The 22,895-nt window shown below is 35.8% G+C and carries 23 protein-coding genes, 1 tRNA gene and 1 other RNA gene; 18 read left to right on the top strand and 7 right to left on the bottom strand.

Annotated elements, in window-relative coordinates:
• Window positions 1-350, top strand: a 350-nt coding sequence (locus C9914_RS11915; protein ID WP_276329546.1) for a LysM peptidoglycan-binding domain-containing protein, incomplete at its 5' end; no start/stop codon positions are given.
• Window positions 351-516: 166 nt separating this feature from the next.
• Here C9914_RS11915 and C9914_RS10295 read toward each other — a convergent pair.
• The 3 genes from C9914_RS10295 to C9914_RS10285 all read right to left on the bottom strand — a co-directional run bounded on the left by C9914_RS10295 (window position 517) and on the right by C9914_RS10285 (window position 1,269).
• Window positions 517-608, bottom strand: a tRNA-Ser gene (locus C9914_RS10295).
• Between the two features lie 84 nt (window positions 609-692).
• A non-coding RNA gene (ssrS, locus tag C9914_RS10290) (6S RNA) lies at window positions 693-884 on the bottom strand.
• 61 nt (window positions 885-945) lie between these two features.
• A complete protein-coding gene (locus tag C9914_RS10285) occupies window positions 946-1,269 on the bottom strand; it encodes a DUF1292 domain-containing protein (RefSeq protein WP_106765230.1) in 324 nt (107 codons plus the stop codon).
• Between the two features lie 1,712 nt (window positions 1,270-2,981).
• Here C9914_RS10285 and C9914_RS10280 point away from each other — a divergent pair.
• The 10 genes from C9914_RS10280 to hemL all read left to right on the top strand — a co-directional run bounded on the left by C9914_RS10280 (window position 2,982) and on the right by hemL (window position 13,458).
• Window positions 2,982-4,010, top strand: a complete 1,029-nt coding sequence (locus C9914_RS10280) for a sulfate ABC transporter substrate-binding protein (protein ID WP_106765229.1) — start codon at window positions 2,982-2,984, stop codon at window positions 4,008-4,010.
• Window positions 4,011-4,019: 9 nt separating this feature from the next.
• Window positions 4,020-4,850 (top strand): sulfate ABC transporter permease subunit CysT, encoded by an 831-nt coding sequence (cysT, locus tag C9914_RS10275; protein ID WP_106765227.1) that lies wholly within the window; start codon window positions 4,020-4,022, stop codon window positions 4,848-4,850.
• A gap of 4 nt (window positions 4,851-4,854) precedes the next feature.
• The gene (gene cysW, locus C9914_RS10270; RefSeq protein WP_106765225.1) at window positions 4,855-5,676 is read left to right on the top strand and encodes a sulfate ABC transporter permease subunit CysW; all 822 of its coding nucleotides are present in this window, start codon (window positions 4,855-4,857) and stop codon (window positions 5,674-5,676) included.
• 1 nt (window position 5,677) lies between these two features.
• Window positions 5,678-6,736, top strand: a complete 1,059-nt coding sequence (locus tag C9914_RS10265; protein WP_106765223.1) for a sulfate/molybdate ABC transporter ATP-binding protein — start codon at window positions 5,678-5,680, stop codon at window positions 6,734-6,736.
• 377 nt (window positions 6,737-7,113) lie between these two features.
• Window positions 7,114-8,265, top strand: coding sequence for a glutamyl-tRNA reductase (hemA, locus tag C9914_RS10260; protein WP_158707399.1), 1,152 nt, complete (start codon window positions 7,114-7,116; stop codon window positions 8,263-8,265).
• On the top strand, window positions 8,265-8,876 hold the full coding sequence (locus tag C9914_RS10255; protein WP_106765219.1) for a precorrin-2 dehydrogenase/sirohydrochlorin ferrochelatase family protein: 612 nt from the start codon (window positions 8,265-8,267) through the stop codon (window positions 8,874-8,876). The genes hemA and C9914_RS10255 overlap by 1 nt, the downstream gene beginning before the upstream one ends.
• Window positions 8,866-9,732: a hydroxymethylbilane synthase gene (gene hemC / locus C9914_RS10250; RefSeq protein WP_106765218.1), complete on the top strand. Its 867-nt coding sequence runs from the start codon at window positions 8,866-8,868 to the stop codon at window positions 9,730-9,732. Before C9914_RS10255 ends, hemC begins: the two co-directional genes overlap by 11 nt.
• Window positions 9,729-11,222: a uroporphyrinogen-III C-methyltransferase gene (cobA, locus tag C9914_RS10245; RefSeq protein WP_106765216.1), complete on the top strand. Its 1,494-nt coding sequence runs from the start codon at window positions 9,729-9,731 to the stop codon at window positions 11,220-11,222. Before hemC ends, cobA begins: the two co-directional genes overlap by 4 nt.
• Window positions 11,209-12,180, top strand: a complete 972-nt coding sequence (gene hemB / locus C9914_RS10240; RefSeq protein WP_106765215.1) for a porphobilinogen synthase — start codon at window positions 11,209-11,211, stop codon at window positions 12,178-12,180. The genes cobA and hemB overlap by 14 nt, the downstream gene beginning before the upstream one ends.
• Window positions 12,181-12,192: 12 nt before the next feature.
• Window positions 12,193-13,458, top strand: a complete 1,266-nt coding sequence (gene hemL, locus C9914_RS10235; protein WP_106765213.1) for a glutamate-1-semialdehyde 2,1-aminomutase — start codon at window positions 12,193-12,195, stop codon at window positions 13,456-13,458.
• Between the two features lie 113 nt (window positions 13,459-13,571).
• Here the strand turns inward: hemL and C9914_RS10230 are convergent, their stop codons facing one another.
• Window positions 13,572-14,279 (bottom strand): DUF421 domain-containing protein, encoded by a 708-nt coding sequence (locus tag C9914_RS10230; protein WP_022264054.1) that lies wholly within the window; start codon window positions 14,277-14,279, stop codon window positions 13,572-13,574.
• Window positions 14,280-14,450: 171 nt separating this feature from the next.
• Between C9914_RS10230 and C9914_RS10225 the strand changes: the two genes are divergently transcribed.
• Genes C9914_RS10225 through C9914_RS10210 form a run of 4 tightly spaced genes read left to right on the top strand, consistent with a single transcriptional unit; the run spans window position 14,451 to window position 17,120 of the window.
• A complete protein-coding gene (locus tag C9914_RS10225) occupies window positions 14,451-14,888 on the top strand; it encodes a LytTR family DNA-binding domain-containing protein (protein ID WP_022264055.1) in 438 nt (145 codons plus the stop codon).
• A 12-nt stretch (window positions 14,889-14,900) separates the two neighbouring features.
• Window positions 14,901-15,341: a DUF3021 family protein gene (locus tag C9914_RS10220; RefSeq protein WP_106765211.1), complete on the top strand. Its 441-nt coding sequence runs from the start codon at window positions 14,901-14,903 to the stop codon at window positions 15,339-15,341.
• Entirely contained in the window at window positions 15,325-16,242 is a 918-nt protein-coding gene (locus C9914_RS10215) for an ABC transporter ATP-binding protein (protein ID WP_106765209.1), read from the top strand. Before C9914_RS10220 ends, C9914_RS10215 begins: the two co-directional genes overlap by 17 nt.
• Entirely contained in the window at window positions 16,239-17,120 is an 882-nt protein-coding gene (locus tag C9914_RS10210; protein ID WP_106765207.1) for an ABC transporter permease, read from the top strand. The genes C9914_RS10215 and C9914_RS10210 overlap by 4 nt, the downstream gene beginning before the upstream one ends.
• 480 nt (window positions 17,121-17,600) lie before the next feature.
• Here the strand turns inward: C9914_RS10210 and C9914_RS10205 are convergent, their stop codons facing one another.
• From C9914_RS10205 to C9914_RS10195, 3 genes are read right to left on the bottom strand one after another with little or no spacing between them, the layout of a single operon-like run.
• Window positions 17,601-17,870, bottom strand: coding sequence for a hypothetical protein (locus C9914_RS10205; protein ID WP_106765205.1), 270 nt, complete (start codon window positions 17,868-17,870; stop codon window positions 17,601-17,603).
• Complete coding sequence (locus C9914_RS10200) at window positions 17,860-18,726, bottom strand: PSP1 domain-containing protein (protein ID WP_106765203.1); 867 nt, start codon at window positions 18,724-18,726, stop codon at window positions 17,860-17,862. Before C9914_RS10200 ends, C9914_RS10205 begins: the two co-directional genes overlap by 11 nt.
• 15 nt (window positions 18,727-18,741) lie before the next feature.
• The gene (locus C9914_RS10195) at window positions 18,742-19,710 is read right to left on the bottom strand and encodes a DNA polymerase III subunit (RefSeq protein ID WP_022264061.1); all 969 of its coding nucleotides are present in this window, start codon (window positions 19,708-19,710) and stop codon (window positions 18,742-18,744) included.
• 184 nt (window positions 19,711-19,894) lie between these two features.
• On the opposite strand from C9914_RS10195, the gene C9914_RS10190 reads away from it, so the two are divergent.
• The 3 genes from C9914_RS10190 to tpiA all read left to right on the top strand — a co-directional run bounded on the left by C9914_RS10190 (window position 19,895) and on the right by tpiA (window position 22,876).
• Window positions 19,895-20,479, top strand: coding sequence for a biotin transporter BioY (locus tag C9914_RS10190; protein ID WP_106765201.1), 585 nt, complete (start codon window positions 19,895-19,897; stop codon window positions 20,477-20,479).
• A 334-nt stretch (window positions 20,480-20,813) separates the two neighbouring features.
• Window positions 20,814-22,010: a phosphoglycerate kinase gene (locus C9914_RS10185; RefSeq protein WP_106765200.1), complete on the top strand. Its 1,197-nt coding sequence runs from the start codon at window positions 20,814-20,816 to the stop codon at window positions 22,008-22,010.
• A 98-nt stretch (window positions 22,011-22,108) separates the two neighbouring features.
• Window positions 22,109-22,876 (top strand): triose-phosphate isomerase, encoded by a 768-nt coding sequence (gene tpiA / locus C9914_RS10180; RefSeq protein ID WP_106765197.1) that lies wholly within the window; start codon window positions 22,109-22,111, stop codon window positions 22,874-22,876.
• Window positions 22,877-22,895: the final 19 nt, after the last annotated feature.

The following is a 22,895-nucleotide window of genomic DNA, read 5'->3' as shown; positions in this document are numbered from 1 at the left end:
CCTTCTGCGATAGAATCAAGTCTGCTGGCTATCGTCCAATGCTCTATTGCAACCCGAATTGGCTATGCAATTATTTGCATAAAGACAAGCTGATAAATAAGTACGACATCTGGCTTGCAAACTGGGGTTATGTTGGCAAGTATGGTGGTTGGATATGCTTAGATTACACTGCTAAGGTCAGCACAACTTCGACTGTAAAATCTGATAAGGTTTATTATATAGTTAAGAGTGGTGACACACTCAGCTACATCGCATACAGATACAACACAACCGTGGACAAGCTTGTATCGCTAAATAACATCAAAAACAGAGATTTAATCTATGTTGGACAACGAATCAGAGTAAAATAGCATAAAATGACTAAGAGCTGTATCTACACAAGCGTGTGGGTACGGCTCTTTTTGTTTGTGCTGAAAACATTATTTTTTTTATTTTTGCATATAAATCGTGTAAAAATCGTGTACAGGTAAAATAATAACCGCTCAAACATAATGTTTAAGCGGTTATTTAATACTTTGGCGGAGAGCAAGGGATTCGAACCCTCGAAACGCTTTTGGCGTTTACACGATTTCCAATCGTGCTCCTTCGGCCAGCTCGGACAACTCTCCAAATTTTTAACACTTTGCTATTATACACTAATGTTTTGAGAAAATCAAGAGAAAAAATAATTTTTTAAAAATTTTTTGCAAAATAAAAAATCCACCCGACCGTATTGTGTCAATAATAACCTGCCTACTGGATTAGACAGGTGGGTGTCACCCTTGCGGGTTCACGCTCCCTTCTTCCGCAAAAGCGGGAGGTCTGCAATCCGCCGCAGGAGGTAAACTCCCGAGAAAAAAGTTGTAGGGTTATTTAGACACAGTCCACGAATCGGGCAGAAATTAAATTTTAAACAAACAGTCTTAAAACCGCCTGCTATAAATATTATGCTTGGAGAAGATGAAATTATTCGTCGTTACTTTCAATATCTTCGTCATAAGCTTCATCAAAACGGCTTTCAAAGATTTCAGCAAGCTCATCGATAAGAGCATCGTCCTCAATCTCAGCAAGCTGAGTCTCACCTTTTTCGTCCTCAACAGCTTCAAAAATCATATATGTATTTTCAGACTCTATATCTTGTTCTGGAAGGTCGAATAATGGCATAAGTGCATAAAAATGGGAATCCTTAAAGTCGATTTCATCGAGGATTTCAAATTCATATTCATTACCGTCTTCGTCCAAAAGGGAGATAAGGTCTGGTTCAAAACTTTCAAATTCTTCGTTGCTCATAGCCAAAGCCTCTTTTCATAATTTAATATCGTATTTTGTTTGCAATGTTATTTTACAACAAAATATCATATAAGTCAAGAGGTTATTTATAGTTTATAAAATCTACAAAAAATAAAAAAAGTTAAAAAAAACTATTGACATTTGCTAAGAATGTGATATAATGTAATTGAGCTTAAGGAAAGGAACTAAATCAAAGAAAGTTCCATTAAATTATTTTTAAAGCATAGAGCTTGAAATTAATTTTTTGAATGCTCACTCTATTGACTTTAACCTTAGTTATATTTATCAAGTTTGATGATAGGGTAGAAGTCAATATCGAGAGATGCTTTATATATTTAGTTTATTGAAATTCCTTGTTCAATTTCTGAAAGGAGGCAGTCCTATGGGCGATACAGAACCAGTTAGTTTAAATGACCTTGAGCCATTTAGGATTGAGGTCTCCGAAATAAGAAATTCCAAGTAAAAGCGAATTTTTCTTTAACCGAGCGATGCTCTATTCCATATTTATTATGGCTCTTTAGCATCAGGTTATTACATATAGCCGTTGTATGTGGCATAAATGCTTTGAAACGATTTCAATTTCGGATAGGAGCGTTTTAGTCCTGTCGTGATGATAGATACTTCATAACGCAGATTACAACTTAATATTTCCACGATATATGACTTTATTTAGTATTATATGCGTTGGATATGCCGATTGACATTCGGTGAATGCCTAAATCTTAATATTAGGAAGCTTATCAGAGCATATGTTATTTATATTTGATTTTTTATTCGCAACGAAAGTTCCGCTGGATAAATTGTTTATCGGGTGTCCATTTTCGCAGAATGGTTTGAATTAAGCGTTATGGCTTGTATAAAAGCAGGCAGTCGAATCAAATAGTGAGTGCTATATATATTTTGTTTCGGACGCATTTCGTTTTTGCGAATATCGGATTTCGACTCGTCCGTCGAAAACTGAATTTATTTAGATAAGGATTGAGTCCTATGGCATAGTGTATGCTGACTCTTAATTTTAATACGGATTATTCATAGAGGGTCATTTTCTAGAAGGCTGCGGACTGTTGACGGCGTTTGGATTATGATAGTGGGTGATTCAGAAATTCAGATAAGGATTGAGTCCAATGTAATTGGCTTTTGTAGAATACTATAAGAAATAATGGTCCTGAGCAGAAAAATCTGCTCAGGACTTTTTTTGTTATTTTTGTGAAAATATGCCAAAAAATATTGTAAATCTATTCTGCAATTGGAGGGTATTTAGCAAATTTTCGAATTTCAAAAAAATAGTAAAAATTGCATTGACAAATTTAGTTTTAGGTGATATTATTAACGCATACAAAACCTATTGAAATTATATGCTTTATATTTTGGAAATTTTCTTACCATAAAATTCACTATCGAAAGGGGAATATAAAATGAAAATTATAAATTGTATGTGCCATAAGATTATGCTTAGTAATATGTTCCCTATGAGGCAGTGTTAATTGTTTTATAACAATTAACCGAGGGAGCATAGTGCTTTCTCGGTTATTTTATGTGTTGACAGAGTGATTCCTCTGTTGATATAAACTTTAAATTTCAGGAGGTTATATAATGAAGAAAATATTTATAAGACCTATAAAGAATTTTGAACTAAGAGATAGTCGATGTTGTCAATCTATACTCAATATAACCACTTTAAATAATAAAATTTTAGAAAGAAGAGATTTAAAATGAAAAAAAGAGTTTTAAGTATAATATTGGCAGCAGCGTTGACAGTAACAGCTTTTGCAGGTTGCGGTGCAAGTTCTTCATCAGAAGCAGAAAATTCGGGAAAAGTAACTATTACAAATGTTTCATATGATCCAACAAGAGAGCTTTATCAAGTTTATAATGAAATTTTCGCAAAGCATTGGAAAGAAAAGAAGGGACAAGATGTTGAGGTTACTCAATCACATGGCGGTTCGGGTAAGCAGGCATTACAGGTTGCAAATGGACTTGATGCAGATGTTGTAACACTCGCTCTTGAATATGATGTCAAGGCTATTCAAAATGCAGGATTAATTAAAGATGGTTGGTTAGATAATTTTGATAACGATAGTTCACCCTATACTTCAACAATAGTTTTTCTCGTTAGAAAAGGCAACCCTAAGAATATTAAGGATTGGGACGACCTTGCAAAAGACGGCATTGGAGTTATTACACCAAATCCAAAGACATCAGGTGGTGCAAGATGGAATTACCTTGCTGCTTGGGCTTATGCAGATAAGGCTTATAATAGTGATGAAACAAAGATTAAGGAATTCATCAAAAAGCTATATAAAAATGTTCTTGTGCTTGATTCAGGTGCAAGAGGTGCTACAACAACATTTGTAGAGAATCGCCAAGGAGATGTTCTTATTGCTTGGGAAAATGAAGCGTTCCTCTCAAAAAGAGATTATCCAGATGATTATGAAATAATTACACCAAGCGTAAGTATTCTTGCACAGCCGTCAGTTGCAGTTGTTGATGATGTTGTAGATAAGCGAGGAACAAGAGAAGTTGCTACTGAATATCTCAGCTATCTCTATTCAGACGAGGCACAGAAGATTGCCGCTGATAACTATTACCGTCCATCAAATGAAAAAATTTTAAAGCAATATTCAGATGTTTTCGACCTCAATCTTAATCTTGTTACTATTAAAGATTTCGGCGGTTGGGATAAGGTTCAGGAGAAACACTTTGCAGACGGCGGAGTTTTCGACCAAATTTATGAAAAATAAGGTGTAATAATGAAAAAAGCGAAAAAAAGAGTAATTCCCTTATTTGGGTTGTCTATGGGCGTAACCCTTTCTATACTTAGTCTTGTGGTTCTGATACCACTTGCGTCACTTGTAATATATACAGCTCAAATGGATTTTGGCGATTTTATTCAGACTATAACTCGTGAGCGTGTTCTTGCAAGCTTTAAAGTAAGCTTTATAACAGCTTTTATAGCCTCTCTTATAAATGCTGTTATGGGAGTTATTATAGCGTGGGTACTTGTAAGGTATCAGTTTCTGGGAAAAAGAATTATAGACGGTATGATAGAACTTCCATTTGCACTTCCGACAGCGGTTGCCGGTATGGCTCTTACATCACTTACAACAGATAATGGCTTGATAGGAAGCTTTTTCGATAAGTTTGGAATTAAAATTGCTTATACACAGGTTGGTATAACGATTGCTCTTATTTTCATAGGTATACCTTTTGTAGTTCGTTCGGTTCAGCCGATACTCGAAAAGCTTGATTCATCATATGAAGAAGCCGCAGGGGTTCTTGGTGCAAGCAGAACAAGAATATTCTGGAAGATAATCTTTCCTGAAATAAGACCTGCAGTTTTTACAGGTTTTGGACTTGCTTTCGGCAGATGCCTTGGCGAATATGGCAGTGTAGTTTTTATCGCAGGAAATAAGCCTTACGAAACAGAAATTACACCACTTATAATAATGTCAGAGCTTCAGGAGTTCGACTATAAAAGTGCAACAGCAATAGCACTTGTAATGCTTGCAGTATCATTCTTGCTGTTATTTGTAATAAATCTTATTCAGGCAAGAAATACAAAGATTCTGAAAGGGGGTTAATATAATGCACGAAAATAAATTAGGCTCAAAAATAGTCAAGGGCTTGCTTATAGGAATAAGTATATTGTTTCTTTTTGTAATGCTTATATTGCCCCTTATAACAGTTTTTTCAGAGGCTTTTAAACAAGGCTGGGAGGTTTATATTAAAGCCATTACAGATGAATATACCATAAAAGCAACTATTCTTACTCTTGAAGCAACTCTTATCGCAGTAGCTGTAAATACAATATTCGGAGTATTTGCAGCTTGGGCTATAACAAAATTCAGATTTAAGGGCAAAAAAGTTCTTACCACTCTTATAGATTTGCCAGTTACAGTATCTCCTATTATTGCTGGTTTAATTTTTATACTTACATTCGGCAGACAGAGCATACTTTATCCACTTTTACAACAGGCTGATATAAGTATAGTTTATGCTGTTCCTGGTGTAGTTCTTGCAACAGTTTTTGTTACATTTCCGTTTATATCAAGAGAGCTTATACCTGTCCTTGAAGCTCAGGGAACAGACGAAGAAGAAGCGGCGGCACTTATGGGTGCAAATGGTTTTACAATTTTCCGCAAAATAACTTTTCCACATATAAAATGGGCTTTCCTTTATGGTGTTATTTTGTGTGCCGCAAGAGCTATGGGAGAATTTGGAGCGGTTTCTGTATTATCTGGTCATCTAAGAGGAAAAACAAATACACTTCCACTTCATGTGGAAATTCTCTTTAATGAATTTCAGTATGTCCCTGCTTTTGCAGTATCCTCAATCCTTGTTATTATGGCGATTGTTATATTGATAATAAGAAGTGTGGTTGAATATAAAGGAAAGAAGGATATATAGAATGTATGTTGAACTGAAAAATATAAATAAAACTTTCAGCGATTTTAAGGCGTCTGATAACGTTAATTTCGGAATTGAAAAGGGAAAGCTAATCGGTCTTTTAGGTCCGAGTGGCAGTGGTAAGACAACTATATTAAGAATGATTGCAGGTCTTGAAAATCCCGATAGTGGAGAGATAATTATTGATGGCAAGATTGTTAATAATATTCCTGCAAGTAAGCGTGGAATAGGCTTTGTCTTTCAGAATTATGCACTCTTTCGCTATATGACAGTTTATGATAATATTGCTTTCGGACTTAAAGTTCAAAAAGCTGATAAAAAATATATCAAGGAAAGAGTAAACGAGCTTATAAAGCTTATCGGTCTTGAGGGCTTGGGAAAGAGGTATCCGAGCCAGCTTTCTGGTGGTCAAAGACAGAGAGTAGCTTTTGCAAGAGCATTAGCACCGAATCCACAGCTTTTACTTCTTGATGAACCTTTTGCGGCTATTGATGCAAAGGTCAGACAGGAACTCAGAAGCTGGTTGAAGGAAATGATAGAAAAGCTTGGTGTTACAAGCATATTCGTAACTCACGACCAAGACGAGGCAATAGAAGTTGCTGATGAGATTATTATAACTAATCATGGCAAAATAGAGCAAAAGGGTTCTCCAATAGAGATATATCAAAAGCCACAGACAGCTTTTACAGCATCATTTTTTGGACAAGCTTCATTTGTTGATGATTACAGCAAATTCAGTACATTTAAGAAGATTGATGGTGCAGATAAGGCTATAATCAGACCTGAGTTTTTAGATGTTACTAAAAAGAATGAAAGTCAAAAGTATAAGAGTTCTGCGGCTGAGGGAGTAGTTGAGAGAGTATCTTTCAGAGGCGATAATACAGAGCTTACAATAGCTGTAAACGGCACAAAGCTTACTGCCAAAAGAACACTTAATGAAGCAGAAGTAGCAGTCGGCGAAAAAGTCGATGTGTTTGTATATAAGATATTCGTCACAAAGGGCAATTCGGTATATATACTAGATAATGAGGCTATTAACGAAGATTCATTTATTATATAAAGTATGATTAGCTTAAAAAGTTATGAAAAGTTTCGCTCGAGTTTTTCAAAGGCTCGCAGTTTCCAAAGGCGGAGCCTTTAGTGGGTTTTAAGGGCAACGCCCTTAACATCTTTTTCTTGCTAAGAGGCGGACAAAGTCCGCCTCTTAATGACTTAATGTAAGTATGTTAGCTAATCGGTAGAGCCGAATGGCAAAGCCAATTCGGCTACGGTAGTTACTTCATCCGTGGCAAGCATCTTCTTTAACTCACTACGAGCGAGACTTGTCGAGCGATTCCGCGTCTTCGCCGTGGGTCGGCACCCACCGTTGACATTGAGTCCCTGTGGTATTAAAATAATGCTTGTGCGTTGTTTTATGCCATAGGGATGTTTTTTGAGGTGTTGGTAGATGAAATTATGTATTGCATAAGTATTAACCATAAAAATTCAGATTTAAAAATAAGAAAACAATTTGCTTTTTCAGAAGATACTCAAAAAGCTTTACTTAACTGCCTTGTAACTTCTGGCTGTATAAATGAGTGTCTTATAGTCTGCACTTGTAACCGTATGGAATTATATTTTGTCGGAAATGAAAATGCAGTAAGCTTTGCTAAAAATACCTTGGCAGAATATTCAGGCTTTGAAGTTTCGAGATTGTCAAAGCAGATATTTCTTTTCTATGATGATAAGGCTATTTCTCATCTATATAATGTTGTAAGTGGTATTGATTCTATGGTTATAGGCGAGGACGAAATTCTTGGTCAGATTAAGAGAGCATATACTTTCGCTCAAAGATGTAAAACTACTGGCTATGAATTGAACACAGTTTTTCAAGCAGCTATTGCTTGTGCGAAACGCATTAAAACAGAAACAGTTCTTTCTAAAACATCTGTATCTATGGCAACACTTGCCGCAAATGAAGTCGCAAGACTTGGCGAAAATGTAAGCGTTATGGTAATAGGTGCGACAGGAAAGATTGGCACAAGCCTTGTTAAAAATCTTGTTTCACATAAAAATATAAGCATTATAACCACGCTGAGAAATCATAATAATGATTTGACATATAGAAATGATGTTTCTGCGGTAGAATATAACGATAGATATAAATATATTGATAAGGTCGATTGCCTTATAAGTGCGACTTCAAGTCCACATTATACAATAACATATTATGATTTGCAGAAATGCCTTAAAGAGAATAAGAACAGACTTTTTATAGATTTGGCTGTTCCGCCTGATATAGATAAAGAAATTGAAAAAATATCAGGTATCAGGCTTGTTGATGTAGACTATTTTAAAACTCTTGCTAAGGAAAATAATTCTCTCAAACTAAGCAGCATTGATGAGGCTAAGAAAATTATTGAGGAAGAAATTGAAGCCCTAAAAAAGGATATGCTGTTTCATAGCTTTTTGCCATATATAGATGCAGTAAAGATGAAACTTAAAGAAAAATCCTTTGAGGAGCTTTTATATAAGCTGAGAGAGGAATTATCCGCAGAAGAATTTGAAAAAATTCTGAATGTATATAAAACTTTTGGAGGTGTAGAATAATGGCTTATTTCCCGTTCTATATAGATATAAAAGACAAGAAAATTCTTGTTGTAGGCGGTGGAAAGGTTGCCTTGCGTAAGGTTGAAAAGCTTTTGCAATTTGAACCTAAAATAACTGTTGTTGCACCTTTTATATGTGACGAAATCAGAAAGCTTGGTGTTTCTATTATAGAAAGAAAATTTATAGACAGCGACATTGACAATATATTTTGTGCGATAAGTGCTACTGATGATGAAGTAGTAAACGGACATATTTTCAAGCTTTGCAGTGAAAAGAATATCCTTGTTAATACAGTTGATGATAAGGATAAATGCGGATTTATTTTTCCAGCATTGGTTAATAAAAATGGAATTACGGCAGGAATAACAAGTTCGGGAAAAAGTCCTATTTATGCGAAATATATTCGTGAAAGACTTGAAAATTTGCTTGATGGTAATGCTGATATTACAGAAACACTTTTTAAATATAGAAAGCGTATAAAATCTGAAATCAAAGACGAAGCTGACAGAAAAATAGTTTTTGAAAGATTGCTTGCATTATGTCTTTCAAGAGATGAAATAGACGATAACCTTGTGTCAAAATTGATAGAGGAAGCTAATAATGAAAATTAAAATTGGAACGAGAAAAAGTAAGCTTGCACTTGCACAGACAGAAATGTTTATAGCAAAGCTGAAATCTATCTGTAATGATATAGAAATAGAAACAATTCATATATCCACAAAGGGGGATAAAGTGCTTGATAAATCACTTGCGTCCTTTGGCGGAAAGGGTGTGTTTATTTCAGAGCTTGAATCTGCATTGCTTTCTGGTGAAATAGACCTTGCTGTTCATAGTGCAAAGGATTTGCCATTAGAACTTGCAGAGGGCTTGGAAATATCCGCTGTACTTGAAAGAGGAAATTATAGAGATGTTTTAGTTACAAAAAATAATTCACCGATAAAAAATAGTAGTGATTTTGTTGTTGGTACAGGAAGTATACGCAGAAGAAGTTTTTTGCATAGGCTATATCCTTTAGTTACAGTTAAGGATATACGAGGTAATGTTGATACCAGATTGCGTAAGCTTATGAATGGTGAATATGACGCTTTAATTCTTGCGGCGGCAGGTCTTGAAAGACTCGGAATTTATAATAGCAAAGAATATACAGTCACACCATTTGATTATAACGAGTTTTTGCCATCGCCTTGTCAGGGGATAATTGCTGTAGAAAGCCGTAAAAATGACGAAAGACTAAAAAGCTATATTAATCTTGTAAATCATCAGAAAACTTTTTATTCATTTCAGCTTGAAAGGGCTGTCCCGCAAATTTTAAATGCAGATTGCGGCATGCCTTTGGGTGCATATTCCGAGATAAACAGCAATAAAATTACACTCTATGTTTCTGGTGAAAATTGCAATATTTTATCTAAAAGCGCAGATATATCAGAAAGCTTTGAGCTTGCAAAGGAGTTGACAAAAAAGCTATGAATAAAGGCAGAGTATATCTTGTAGGTGCAGGCTGTGGAGATTATGATTTGATTACGCTTCGTGGCTTGGAACTTATAAAAAAATGTGATGTGCTTATATATGACAGTCTTATTGATAAGGAACTTCTTGAATATGCCGAAAACGCAGAAAAAATTTGCGTTGGAAAGCGTTCTGGAGCACATAGTGAAACTCAGGAAACTATAAACAGCCTTTTGATTGAAAAAGCTCGTGAAAATAAAACAGTTGTCAGGCTTAAAGGTGGCGACCCCTTTGTTTTTGGCAGAGGTGGAGAGGAAATAATCGCACTCAAAGAGGGTGATATTCCTTTTGATATAGTTCCTGGAATTTCATCAGCTATTGCTGTTCCGGAGCTTGCCGGAATACCCGTTACACACAGACTTACAAGCAGAAGCTTTCATGTTATTACTGGGCATACAGCAGAGGATATTCTACCTGAAAATATGAAAGCCTATGCCGAATGTGGAGGAACACTTATATTCCTTATGGGACTTAAAAATCTTCCTAAAATAGTGCATAGTCTTATCGAAAATGGTATGTCGGAAAATACTCCTATTGCGATTGTTTCTAACGGAGCATATGCGAAAAATCAGACTGTCAGGGCTACGCTTAAAAATATTTGTAATGTAGCGGAGAATAGCGAGATTAAACCACCTGTTATTATAGCTGTCGGAAAAACTGTGGAATATGATTTTTCACCAACAATTAAAAAGCCTTTAGAAGATATTTCTGTTACAGTGACAGGAACTCAAAGACTTTCTTCAAAGCTTTCAAAACAGCTTTCTGCCAATGGTGCAGATATTAACCATATGAATCATCTTAATATTATCGAATATAGAAATAATCCGAAATTTGATAAGGCTCTTAATGATATAGAAAAATATAGCTATATCGTTCTTACAAGTATGAATGGAGCAGAAATCTTCATTAACAAACTCAAAGCGTTAAAGATAGATATAAGAAAGCTTATAAATATTAAATTTGCGGTTATAGGTATGGGAACAGCTTCTGTGCTTGAAAAATATGGAATTTTTGCAGAGCTTATTCCAAATGATTTTACATCAGAGGCTCTTGGAAAGCTTCTCGCAAAAAAGGTTCATAGTGATGAAAAACTTCTTATTCTAAGAGCGGAAAAGGGTTCTTTACTTCTAACAGAAATTCTTGACAAAAATAATATTCAGTATGATGATATAAAGACCTATGGCGTTCAGCTTGATTATAAAACAGAAGCCAATAAGACGATAGATACTGATTTTATCGCCTTTGCGAGTTCATCGGGAGTTGATGCTTTCTATGAGGGCGGTTTTACAATTTCACCAAAGACCAAAATAGTTTGCATTGGCGAGATAACCGCAGAAACCTTAATTAAACACGGCGTGAGTGGATTTAATATTTCAAAGACAAAGACAGTTGAGGGTATAACAGATACAATTCTTAAAATAGTTGAGGAGAATAGCAATGAAAAGATTTAGGAGATTAAGAGCAAGCGAAAATCTACGCAGTATGGTAAGAGAAACAAGAATAAGTAAAAGTGATTTGATATATCCAATGTTTGTTGTTGAGGGAGAAAATATAAAAAATCCCGTAGAGTCTATGCCAAATGTTTATCAATATTCACTCGATAGAATGGACGAAATTCTTAATGAAGTTGAAAAAAGTGGTATTTCGGGAATTTTAATTTTCGGTGTTCCAAAGCATAAGGACGAATATGCAACAGAGGCATATAACGATAATGGTATTACACAACAGGCAGTAAGATATATAAAGAAAAATTATCCGTCACTTATTATAATTGCCGATGTATGCCTTTGCGAATATACTTCTCACGGACATTGCGGAGTTGTTTGCGGAGAAAAAATTCTCAATGATGAAACACTTCCTTTGCTTTCAAAGATGGCTGTAAGTCTTGCAAAAGCTGGTGCTGATATTATAGCTCCTTCAGATATGATGGACGGCAGAGTTTCAGCAATAAGAAATGCTCTTGATGAAAATGGCTTTATTGATACGCCGATACTTTCATATAGTGCTAAGTTTGCATCAGCTTATTACTCACCATTTAGAGATGCCGCAGAATCCGCTCCCGAATTTGGTGACAGAAAAACTTATCAAATGGATTATGCAAATGGCAGAGAAGCACTTCGTGAAATTGCAGACGATATATCTGAGGGTGCTGATATGGTTATGGTCAAGCCTGCACTTGCCTACTTAGATATAATTAAATCAGCAAGAGAAAAATTTGATTTGCCACTTGTTGCTTATAATGTCAGTGGTGAATATGCTATGGTTAAAGCCGCTGCCCAGAATGGCTGGATAGACGAAAAGAAAATTGTAAGCGAAAATATGATTGCTATTAAGAGAGCAGGAGCAGATATTATTATCACATATCACGCACTTGATGTTGCAAAGTGGATTGATGAATTTTACAGATAAGGAGTATAAATTATGAATACAACGAAATCTGAAAAGCTTTATGAACAAGCACTTGATTTTATGCCGGGTGGTGTAAATAGTCCTGTTCGTGCTTGGAAATCTGTCGGCAAAAGCCCTGTTTTCATAGACCACGCAGAGGGTGACAAAATCTATGATGTTGACAGAAATGAATATATCGACTATGTATGCTCATGGGGACCAAATATTCTTGGACATACTCATCCTGAAGTTATAAATGCTGTAATAGATACTTGCAAAAAGGGTTTAACTTTTGGTGCTTGTCATAGTGGAGAAATCGAGCTTGCAAGAGCTATAAAGAGAAATTTTCCGTCTATGGAAATGCTCAGATTTGTAAATTCTGGTACAGAAGCAGTTATGAGTGCTGTGAGAGCGGCAAGGGGTTATACTAAAAGAGATTTTATTGTAAAATTTGAGGGCTGTTATCATGGACATTCTGACGGCTTGTTGGTTCGTGCGGGTTCTGGTTTGCTGACAAATTCTATTCCTGATAGTTCGGGTGTTCCGAAAGGCTATACAGAAACTACGCTTCTTGCTAAGTATAACAGCGTTGAATCAGTAGAAAAGCTTTTTGATAAATACGGCAAGGATATAGCTTGTGTTATAGTTGAGCCTTGTGCTGCGAATATGGGTGTAGTTCCGCCTAAAAGCGGTTTCTTGCAATTTCTTAGAGATATTACTGAAAAATATGGTGCATTGTTGATTTTCGATGAGGTAATAACAGGTTTCCGTTTAAGTATTGGTGGTGCTCAAAAATATTACGGTGTCTGCCCTGATATAACAACCTTAGGTAAAATAGTTGGTGGAGGTATGCCCTTAGCTGCATATGGTGGCAAGCGTGAAATTATGGAATGTATTTCGCCACTTGGTTCAGTATATCAGGCTGGAACTCTTTCAGGAAATCCTGTTGCTGTAAGTGCAGGTCTTGCTACACTTAAAATTCTTGAGGAAAATCAAGATACTATTTATCCAGAGCTTGAGAAGAAATCCGCAAGAATAGAATCAGCTATGCGTAAAGCGGGTCTTAATGTAAATCGTGCAGGTTCAATAATGACTGCATTCTTTACAGATAAGTCTGTAACGGATTATGAAACTGCAAAATCGTCAGATACGAAAAAATATGCTGATTATTTTAATTACTTGCAAAGTAATGGTATATATACTGCACCATCACAATTTGAGGCAATGTTTGTTTCAGTAGCTCATACTGATGAAGATATAGAAAAAACCTGCAATATCATAGAAGAATATAAAAAATAAATTCAAAAAAACCTCTTGATGTAAATGAATTTTTTAGTTCAAAACATCAAGAGGTTTTTATTATATAAGTTCAGTAATAAGTTTAAAAGCTTGTAGTTTTCAAATATAGCGTCTTATTGGAACATATCTCTATCAGGTTTATTTTTTATTTTTTTATAGCTTGTAATTTTATCATTGCTATCACAAACCGCAAGAAATACATCAGAAATTCTGTTTATATTTTGCTCTTTGAGCTTTTTGTTTAGCCAAGTAATATCTTTTCCAGAAAATTTCAGGTTGCCTGTCAAAACTTTGCCGTCAATTACAAGTGTTATAAGAGGTTCGTCCTTATCAGGAAAAAGTGCTATATCTTTAGGAATAAGTGGACGAGATTCGGATTTTGGCAAGGCGGAAATTTTTCCGTTTTCTTCAAGAAAAACAGCTTCTAATTCACTTAGGTTAAAATATCCATTAATTCTTAGCTGTGAAAGAAATTCGTTCATATCTATACGGGCTTTTTTGAAATTTTTGTAGAAAAGCTTATTGTTTTTATATAATATGAGGGTTTTACCATTGAAAAACCTTCTGAGCTTTATATTTTTGTTTGCAAGAATTGAAATTAAAACAGTTACTACTCCGTAGATTATCATTGCAAGAAGTGGTTTGAGAAAATCGCCCTCAAGAGAAGTTGCCATTTCTGCGGCAATAGAACCAATAGTTATTCCATTAATATAATCGAACATATTTAGCTCTGACATCTGGCGATTTCCGATAAGCTTTGTAAGCAAGAATAGCACTATAATAGAACCTATTGAGGTTAGTGCAATATTAAGTAAATCCACAAATTTTCCTCTTTTCTTGTTGTACTGGGTTTATTTTAGCCAGATTATTCAGAAAAATTCATTTAATAGTGAGCTTGAATGCAGTTTATATGCCATTAAGTGCATTTTACCTGAATTTGATTTACTCAGCGATTTTTATGTGATATAGTTTATTTGTAAGGAGGTTATGAGATGAAGCTTGTGATAGAACAAGACAGAAATTTAAAAGAAACGGAAATAGTTATTCGCTGTTCTGAAATAAATTCTGAACTGCAAAAGATTATAGATGCGATTAAAATATGTTCCTTTACCATAACCGCCTATAAGGACGGATATTTACAAAAAATCAACCATGAAGCTGTTTGTTATATAGAAAGTGTAGATGAGAAAACATTTATATATTGTGAAAATGATGTTTATGAAAGTAAAATGAAACTTTTTGAATTTGAAGAGGCTCTCATAAATTCAAGCTTTGTGCGTATAAGTAAGTCGTGTATTTTAAATATAGATTTTATTGAGAAAGTAAAGCCTATGTTGAATGGAAAATATGAAGTGCTATTGATAAATGGTGAAAAGCTTATAATAAATCGTCACTATGTGCCAGACTTTAAGAAAAAATTTGGATTATAGGAGGAGTTAATTATGAATGGATTAAAACGCTTTGTTAATATATTTTTTTCATCATATACGATAGCTTCGTTGGTGGTTGCAATTTTTAACTATTCATATTATGCAAATGGAATAGGAATAGAATGGATATTTCAAATGGCACTTCTTTGTTTTGTAATTTCTTTTTTGATGTTTATTACTGGTATCATTTCAGAGAAAATTTCAAATCCTATTCCGCAATGGCTATATATACTTATTGGCATAATAGAAGTTTCAGCTTGTGTAATACTTATGGGCGGCTTATGGTATCAGTGGTTTCCTATGAGTATAAAATGGATTTTAGAAATTATTGTTATTGACTTAATTATCTATTTTGCTGTTTATGGAATAACATTCTTTCAAGAAAGACAATTTGCGAATAATATAAATAAGATTATAAAAAACAGGAGGAAAAACAATGGAAAAGATAATTGAAGTTAAAAATCTGAAAAAATCATATGGTAATGTTCAAGCGGTTAAATCACTTAGCTTTTATGTTGAGAGCGGAAAGCTATTTGCGTTCTTAGGTCCGAATGGTGCTGGCAAATCTACTACTATTGATATAATTACTACCTTCTTGAAACCAGACAGTGGAGAAGTTATTGTCTGTGGAAGAAAATTGGGACACGAGGACGATAAAATCCGTAGTCAGATAGGTGCAGTTTTTCAAGACGGAGTTCTTGACCAAATGCTCACTATCAAAGAAAATATTATGATTCGTGGCGGATTTTATGGACTTAGCGGAGATAAACTTCGTGAAAATGTTGAGAAGGCTATGGCTGTTACAGGTGTTACTGAAATTCAGAATAGAAGATATGGTAAGCTTTCGGGTGGTCAACGCCGAAGGGCAGATATTGCAAGAGCCTTAGTAAATACACCTAAGATACTTTTTCTTGATGAGCCGACAACAGGTCTTGACCCTCAGACGAGAAAATCTGTATGGGAAACCATTCGCAAGCTTCAAGAGGAAACAAAAATGACAGTTTTCCTTACAACACATTATATGGAGGAAGCTGCTGAGGCGGATTATGTTGTTGTTATTGACGGAGGGGAAATCTCTGCAAAAGGCACTCCGGTTGAACTTAAAGAAAAATATGCAGGGGATATTCTAATAATCTCGCCAAAGAAAAATAATACTGGAGCTAAAGAATATCTGCAAAATAATAAGCTTGCTTTTGCCGAGGTTGGAGCAGATATAAAAATTAATATTAAAAGTACTATGGACTCTTTGTCGATTCTTGATGCTTGCAGAGATTATATAGATGGCTTTGAAGTATTAAACGGAACTATGGACGATGCCTTTATTGCAATAACAGGAAAGGAGATAAGAGAATGATTCTATTTGCTAAGAGAAATTTAAAACTTTTTTTCAGAGATAAGAGTTCCGTATTCTTTTCTTTGCTTGCAGTTTTAATTGTTATAGGTTTATATGCGTTTTTTCTTGGTAACCAACTTGTAAACAGCTTTGATAATGTTTCTGGTATTAAAATTGAGGGTACAAAATTTCTTATGGATAGCTGGCTTATTGCAGGAATTCTTGCAGTAACATCAATTTCTACGACCTTAGGTGCATTTGGCGTTATTGTTGATGACAAGGCTAAGAAGATAGAAAAGGATTTTCGTTGTTCACCTATTTCAAGAAGCTCTATTGCTGGCGGATATATCATAAGTGCATTTGTTATTGGTGTGATTATGAGTGTTATTGCTTTTGCAGTTGGTGAGCTTTACATAGTTGCAAGCGGTGGAGAGATTTTACCTTTCGTTTCAATTTTGAAGGTTCTCGGAATGATTCTTCTTACTGTTCTTGCAGGTTCTTCAATGATGTTTTTTGTGGTATCATTCTTTAGCAGTACAAATGCGTTTGCAACTGCAAGTACAGTTATCGGAACACTGATTGGCTTTATTACTGGAATATATCTTCCTGTTGGTTCTATGCCTGAAAGTGTTGCTACAGTTGTTAAGATTTTTCCTATATCTCACGCAGCGTCTATTTTTAGAAAGATATTTATGGAGGTTCCATTTGAAAGGTCTTTTGACGGTGTACCAGCTATGGTTTCAGATGTTGCAATACCGTCAATAAGAGAAGAGCTTGGCGTTGATTTTACGATAGGCTCTTGGGAGGTTTCTACACTTGCAAGCATACTTATTTTAATTGCTACATCAATTTTGTTCTATGTTCTTGGAATAGCTGTTATTTCGAGAAAAAAGAGATAAGTTAGCATATTAGCTAATAAACTTCCATAAGACACTTAAAAGTTTTGCTCAAGCTTTTTCAAAAGCTTGCAGTTTCCAAAGGCAGAGCCTTTGGACGCTCTCCGCAGAGAGCAAAACACCTTTGGGCGAAGCCCAACATTCTTTACTTCTAAAGCGGTGGATTTTGTCCACCGCTTAATTTTCTATTGTTAGCAACATTAGTTCCATAAGGGCGGACTTTGTCCGCCCTTATAGAGCAAAGAATGTTAAGGGCTTTGCCCTTAAAACCTACGAGGGACTCCGTCCCTCGACCCTGCGAGCCTTTGAAAAGGCTCGAGCGAAACTTTTGAGTGTCTTTAGGGAGATAGTTAGTAAATCGTAGGGGCGAACTGTGTTCGCCTGCTTAGTAGTTTTAAATTTATGTTAAGATAACATAAAAGCACTCCTTAATTCTCAACGAAATTTAAGGAATGCTTTGTTTTTTAAATTAAGATTTATTACTTAAAATATCCATAAGCATACAGCAAGAGCAATCATAAGGATTGTCATAATAGCTGTATTAAGCTTTGCGTTTTTTCGGTCGATAATATTGAATTTTATTATATAGCATACTTCAAGTATAGCTATAACACTCGAAAACATTATCTTTCTTGCAAGCATACTTTGTTCTTTCATTGTAAACATAAGAATAATTGCTGTAATACTGATAACAACTGAAATTCCAAGCATTACAAACATAAAAGTCTTTGCTGTCGATTTCTTACCCTTCAAGACCCTTCAACTCCTCTTGTTCGTTCTTGTTAATCTTAATCTGACCATCTTTTATAAGCTTGACTTCATTAACCTTATACGACTTAGGCGGAGAATCTGGATTTTTTTGTAGCTGAATATTGAGAATACCTTTGATGAGATTTTGGTCAACAACAGTACCCTTGCCATCTGGAGTGGAAACATATGCACCGATTTTTGGTGTTTTCTTGAGAAGGTCGGAATATGCTTCTTGCTCATATTTCAGACAGCACATAAGTCTGCCACAAGTACCAGATATTTTTACAGGATTAAGTGACATTCCCTGTTCCTTTGCCATTTTAATAGAAACAGGCTGAAAATCAGAAAGAAAGCCTTTACAGCAAAATTCTCTGCCACATATGCCCAATCCACCGAGCATTTTAGATTCATCTCTTACACCAATTTGGCGAAGCTCTATTCTTGTTCGGAAAATTCCCGCAAGGTCTTTTACAAGTTCTCTGAAATCAACTCTGCCATCGGCTGTAAAGTAGAAAAGAATTTTATTATTATCAAAGGTATATTCTACTGTTACAAGCTTCATTTTAAGATTATGCTCAATAATTTTCTTTAAGCATATTCCGTATGCCTTTTCTTCTTTTTTGCGATTGTCTTCAAGATGAGCTATATCTTCGGCTGTTGCAGGACGAATTATTTTTTTGAGTGGACGATTTAAGCCATCATCATTTATTTCTCTGTTTCCAAAGGTGACAGTTCCACATTCTATTCCACGAGATGTTTCTACAACAACATAGTCACCTGCGTTTAAAATCGCTTCATCAGGGTCAAAGTAGTAAACTTTACCCGCTCCCTTGAATTTTACTCCTATAATTATTGCCATATTTCCTCCATAGCTTTATAATCTCATTTCAGAGCAGAACCACGCTCCGAAAAGATTCATATTTATGTTTCGTTCGATTCGATATCTTGCCTCAGAAACCTTATTCATAAGCTCAAAAAGTCTTTTGCGTGTCAGCCTATCTGCAAGAGGTTTTGCGGCTATACTGTTTGAATTTGCACCAGCAGTTATTTTTACAGCCTCTGCAAGAATTTCATATAGCTTAGATAAAACTCTGTCTGCAAAGGCTCTATCTGATGAAAGCTTAGCTGAACATTTGAGAAGTTCAAATTTTTTGGGCAAAAGAATAGATTGTGCAATTTGTTCAGCAATAAGCTGTTCCTCAGTGCCACTGCCGTTTGTTAAAAAATCAATAGATTTTCCGATATTGCCATCGCATTTTATTACTGCATTTATGACATCACTTTTATCCGCATCAGGCAAACGCTCCTGAACTACTTCGATAGCTTCATTTTCATCGGCAGGATAGAGTGACAATACTCTTGCACGAGAACGAATTGTTTCAAGTAGAGAGGTTGCTGATTTGCAGGTTAAAACAAAAATAACATTTTGTGGAGGCTCTTCAAAAACCTTTAAAAATGCATTTTGAGCCTGTATAAGCATTTTATCGCAGTTGAGTATAAGATAAGCTTTTCTTTCGGCTTCATTCGGAACTATATAAGCGTCAGAGCGAATTTCTCTTATAGATGCAACATTTATTAAACGAGAATCCTCTTTAGCGTCAACAATTTTAATATCAGGGTGTGCAAGAGATTTTGCTTTAATGCAGTTTTTACATATGCCGCAAGGTCTTGTTTTATCTGATGAACAGACACAATATTCTGCGATAATTTTGGCAAGAGTTTTTTTGCCAGTACCTTCATCTCCCTCGATTATGATAGCGTGGGGGAGAGAATTTGCGTCCATAGCTGTATTCAATTCATCTTTGACGAGTTTATTAGAGACGAAATTTTCAAATCTTTCCATAATACACCTTATTTCTGATTATACCGCAGTTCTTACGGTATTATCCATAGAAATTATACTACAAAAATATTGTTTAGGCAAGAGAGGAAAGATTTTTAATTGTTAACTATAATTTAAAATAAGGTTGACAATTAAAGAAAAATCAGATATAATATGCTTATTGAAAAAATTGGAGGAATAAAAGATGGATAACATTAAAGAAACAAAGAAAACTAAAGGGAAAGTTAATTCCCGAAAAAGCATACTTGATATAGTATATATTGCACTTTTTGCAGCTATTATATCGGTATGTTCGCTTATTTCAATTCCAATAGGAGAAGTTCCTGTAACCTTTCAGATACTTGGCATATGTCTTGCAGCAGGATTTTTGGGATTGGCGAAAGGTACAACTAGTGTAGTAATTTATATTCTTCTTGGCCTTATCGGAATACCTGTTTTTGCGGGTGGAACATCAGGCTTTGCAAAATTGGCTTCTCCGACAGGCGGATATATTGTAGGCTTTATTTTTACAGCTATTATTATTGGTCTTGCAGTAAAACTATTTGGAAGAAAACTTTGGGTTCTTATTGTTGCAATGATTATAGGCGTACTTGTATGTTACGCATTTGGAACAGCTTGGTTTATTATTCTTTGTAATAATTCTGGTAAGAGTATGGACCTTGCGAATGCACTTTCACTTTGTGTAGTTCCTTTTCTACCTTTTGATGCAGTTAAGATTGCTGTTTCAGCTGTGCTTGTCAACAGACTTCATAAATTTATTAAGGTATAATGCTTGTTTGATATTCAGGGGTGAACAATGTTCGCTCCTTTTTTGTTGTCAGCTCGCCTGCTTGCCACTGCAAAGTCTTTAAAAATTAAAATTTACTGATGATTATAGTAAAATTTAAGTTGAGCTTAATGATATGAAAAGTAAATTGGAAATTATTGCTTTAAACTGAATAATATAGCTTATTTGTGGGTAAAATAAGAGAGTTATGTAAAAATTTGCGGTAACTTATTAAAACTGGATTGACATAATTTAGGATTTGTTATAAAATAAAATCAATAAGTTTACCGCAATTAATCCTTTTGCGGGGACAATGAATTTGAAAGGGTGCAATATAATGAACTACTTAAACAAAAAGACAGTTGAAGATATTGATGTAAAGGGCAAGAAGGTTCTTGTTCGCTGCGACTTCAATGTACCATTTGATGCAGAGGGAAATATCTCTGACCCAAAGCGTATTAACGAAGCTCTTAAGACAATTAAGTACCTTGTTGACCATCAGGCTAAGGTTATCCTTTGTTCACACCTCGGTCGTCCAAAGGGCGAATTTAATATGAAATATTCTCTTGCTCCTGTTGCTGAGTACCTCTCAAAGGCTCTTGGTCAGGAAGTTAAGATGGCTAAAGATGTTATCGGTGAGAGTGCAAAGAGCATTGCTGCTTCTCTTAAGGACGGCGAAGTAGAGCTTATCGAGAATGTTCGTTTCCATAAGGAAGAGGAAAAGAATGACCCTGCATTCGCTAAGGAGCTTGCTTCTCTTGCAGAAATCTATGTAAATGATGCTTTTGGTACAGCTCACAGAGCACACGCTTCAACAGCTGGTGTTGCTGATTACCTCCCAGCAGTTTGCGGTTACCTCATTCAGAAGGAAATCACAATTATGGGCGGAGCTCTTGCTGACCCTAAGAGACCTTTTGTTGCTATTCTCGGCGGTGCTAAGGTTTCTGATAAGATTGGTGTTATCACAAACCTCCTCGATAAGGTTGATACACTCATCATCGGCGGCGGTATGGCTTACACATTTATGAACGCTCTTGGCTATTCTATCGGTACTTCTATTTGTGAGTCTGATAAGGTAGAGCTTGCTAAGGATATTATGGCTAAGGCTAAGGAAAAGGGCGTAAACTTCCTCATTCCTCAGGATAATGTTGTTGCAACAGAATATAAGGCTGACGCTGAGTTTAAGCCAGTTGATTCTGACAACATTCCTGACGGCTGGATGGGTCTTGATATCGGCGAAAAGACAGCTAAGCTCTTTGCTGACGCTATCAAAAATGCAGGTACAGTAGTATGGAACGGACCTATGGGCGTTTCTGAGTGGCCTAACTTTGCAAAGGGTACAATCGCTGTTGCTAAGGCTGTTGCTGAATCTGACGCTATTTCAATTATCGGTGGTGGTGACTCTGCTGCTGCTGTTGAAAACCTCGGTTTTGCTGATAAGATGACACACATCTCAACAGGTGGCGGTGCATCTCTTGAATTCCTCGAGGGTAAGGTTCTTCCAGGCATTGCTTGCCTCAACGATAAGGACTAATATATGCTTAAAAGGAAGGGTAGGGCATTGCTCTGCCCTTTCCCTATGAAAACAGAGATTTTCTGTTAAAAATATTTAAATTAAAGGGGATAATCATAATGAATAAAGAATTAAGACAAGCTATTATCGCAGGAAACTGGAAAATGAATAAGACTCGTTCAGAGGCTAAGACTCTTATTGAAGACCTCAAGCCAATTGCTGAGAAAGCAACTTGTGGCGTAGTTATCTGCGTACCTTACACAAACCTTGAAACAGCAGTAGAGCTTACAAAGGGCACAAACATTAAGGTTGGTGCTGAGAATGTTCACTTCAAGAAGAGTGGTGCTTTCACAGGCGAAATTTCTGCTGATATGCTTACAGAAATGGGTGTAGAATATGTTATCATCGGTCACAGCGAAAGAAGACAATATTTCGGCGAAACTGACCTCACAGTAAACAGAAGAGTTAAGGCAGCTCTTGCAGCAGGTCTTAAGGTTATCCTTTGCGTTGGTGAGATGCTTTCTGAGCGTGAAGACGGCATTACAGAAGATGTTGTTGAACTTCAGACAGTAGCAGCATTCACAGGCGTTTCTGAAGAAGACGCTAAGAATGTTATCATTGCTTACGAGCCAGTATGGGCTATCGGCACAGGCAAGACTGCAACAGCTGAGCAGGCAAACGAGGTTTGCTCTTTCATTCGTGGCGTTGTTGCAAAGAGATACAACAAGGCAGTTGCAGACGGTATGACAATTCAGTATGGTGGTTCTATGAATCCAAAGAATGCAGCAGAGCTTCTTGCACAGCCAGATGTTGACGGTGGTCTTATCGGTGGTGCATCACTCAAGGCAGCAGATTTCGGCGTTCTCCTCGAAGAAGCTTCAAAATAAGTGGGTGCCGACCCACGAC

The organism is Pseudoruminococcus massiliensis, from assembly GCF_900291955.1.
GTDB classification, from domain to species: Bacteria; Bacillota; Clostridia; order Oscillospirales; family Acutalibacteraceae; genus Pseudoruminococcus; species Pseudoruminococcus massiliensis.
The sequence above is the reverse complement of the archived record's forward strand: the minus strand, read 5'-3'. Positions and strand labels throughout refer to the sequence as shown.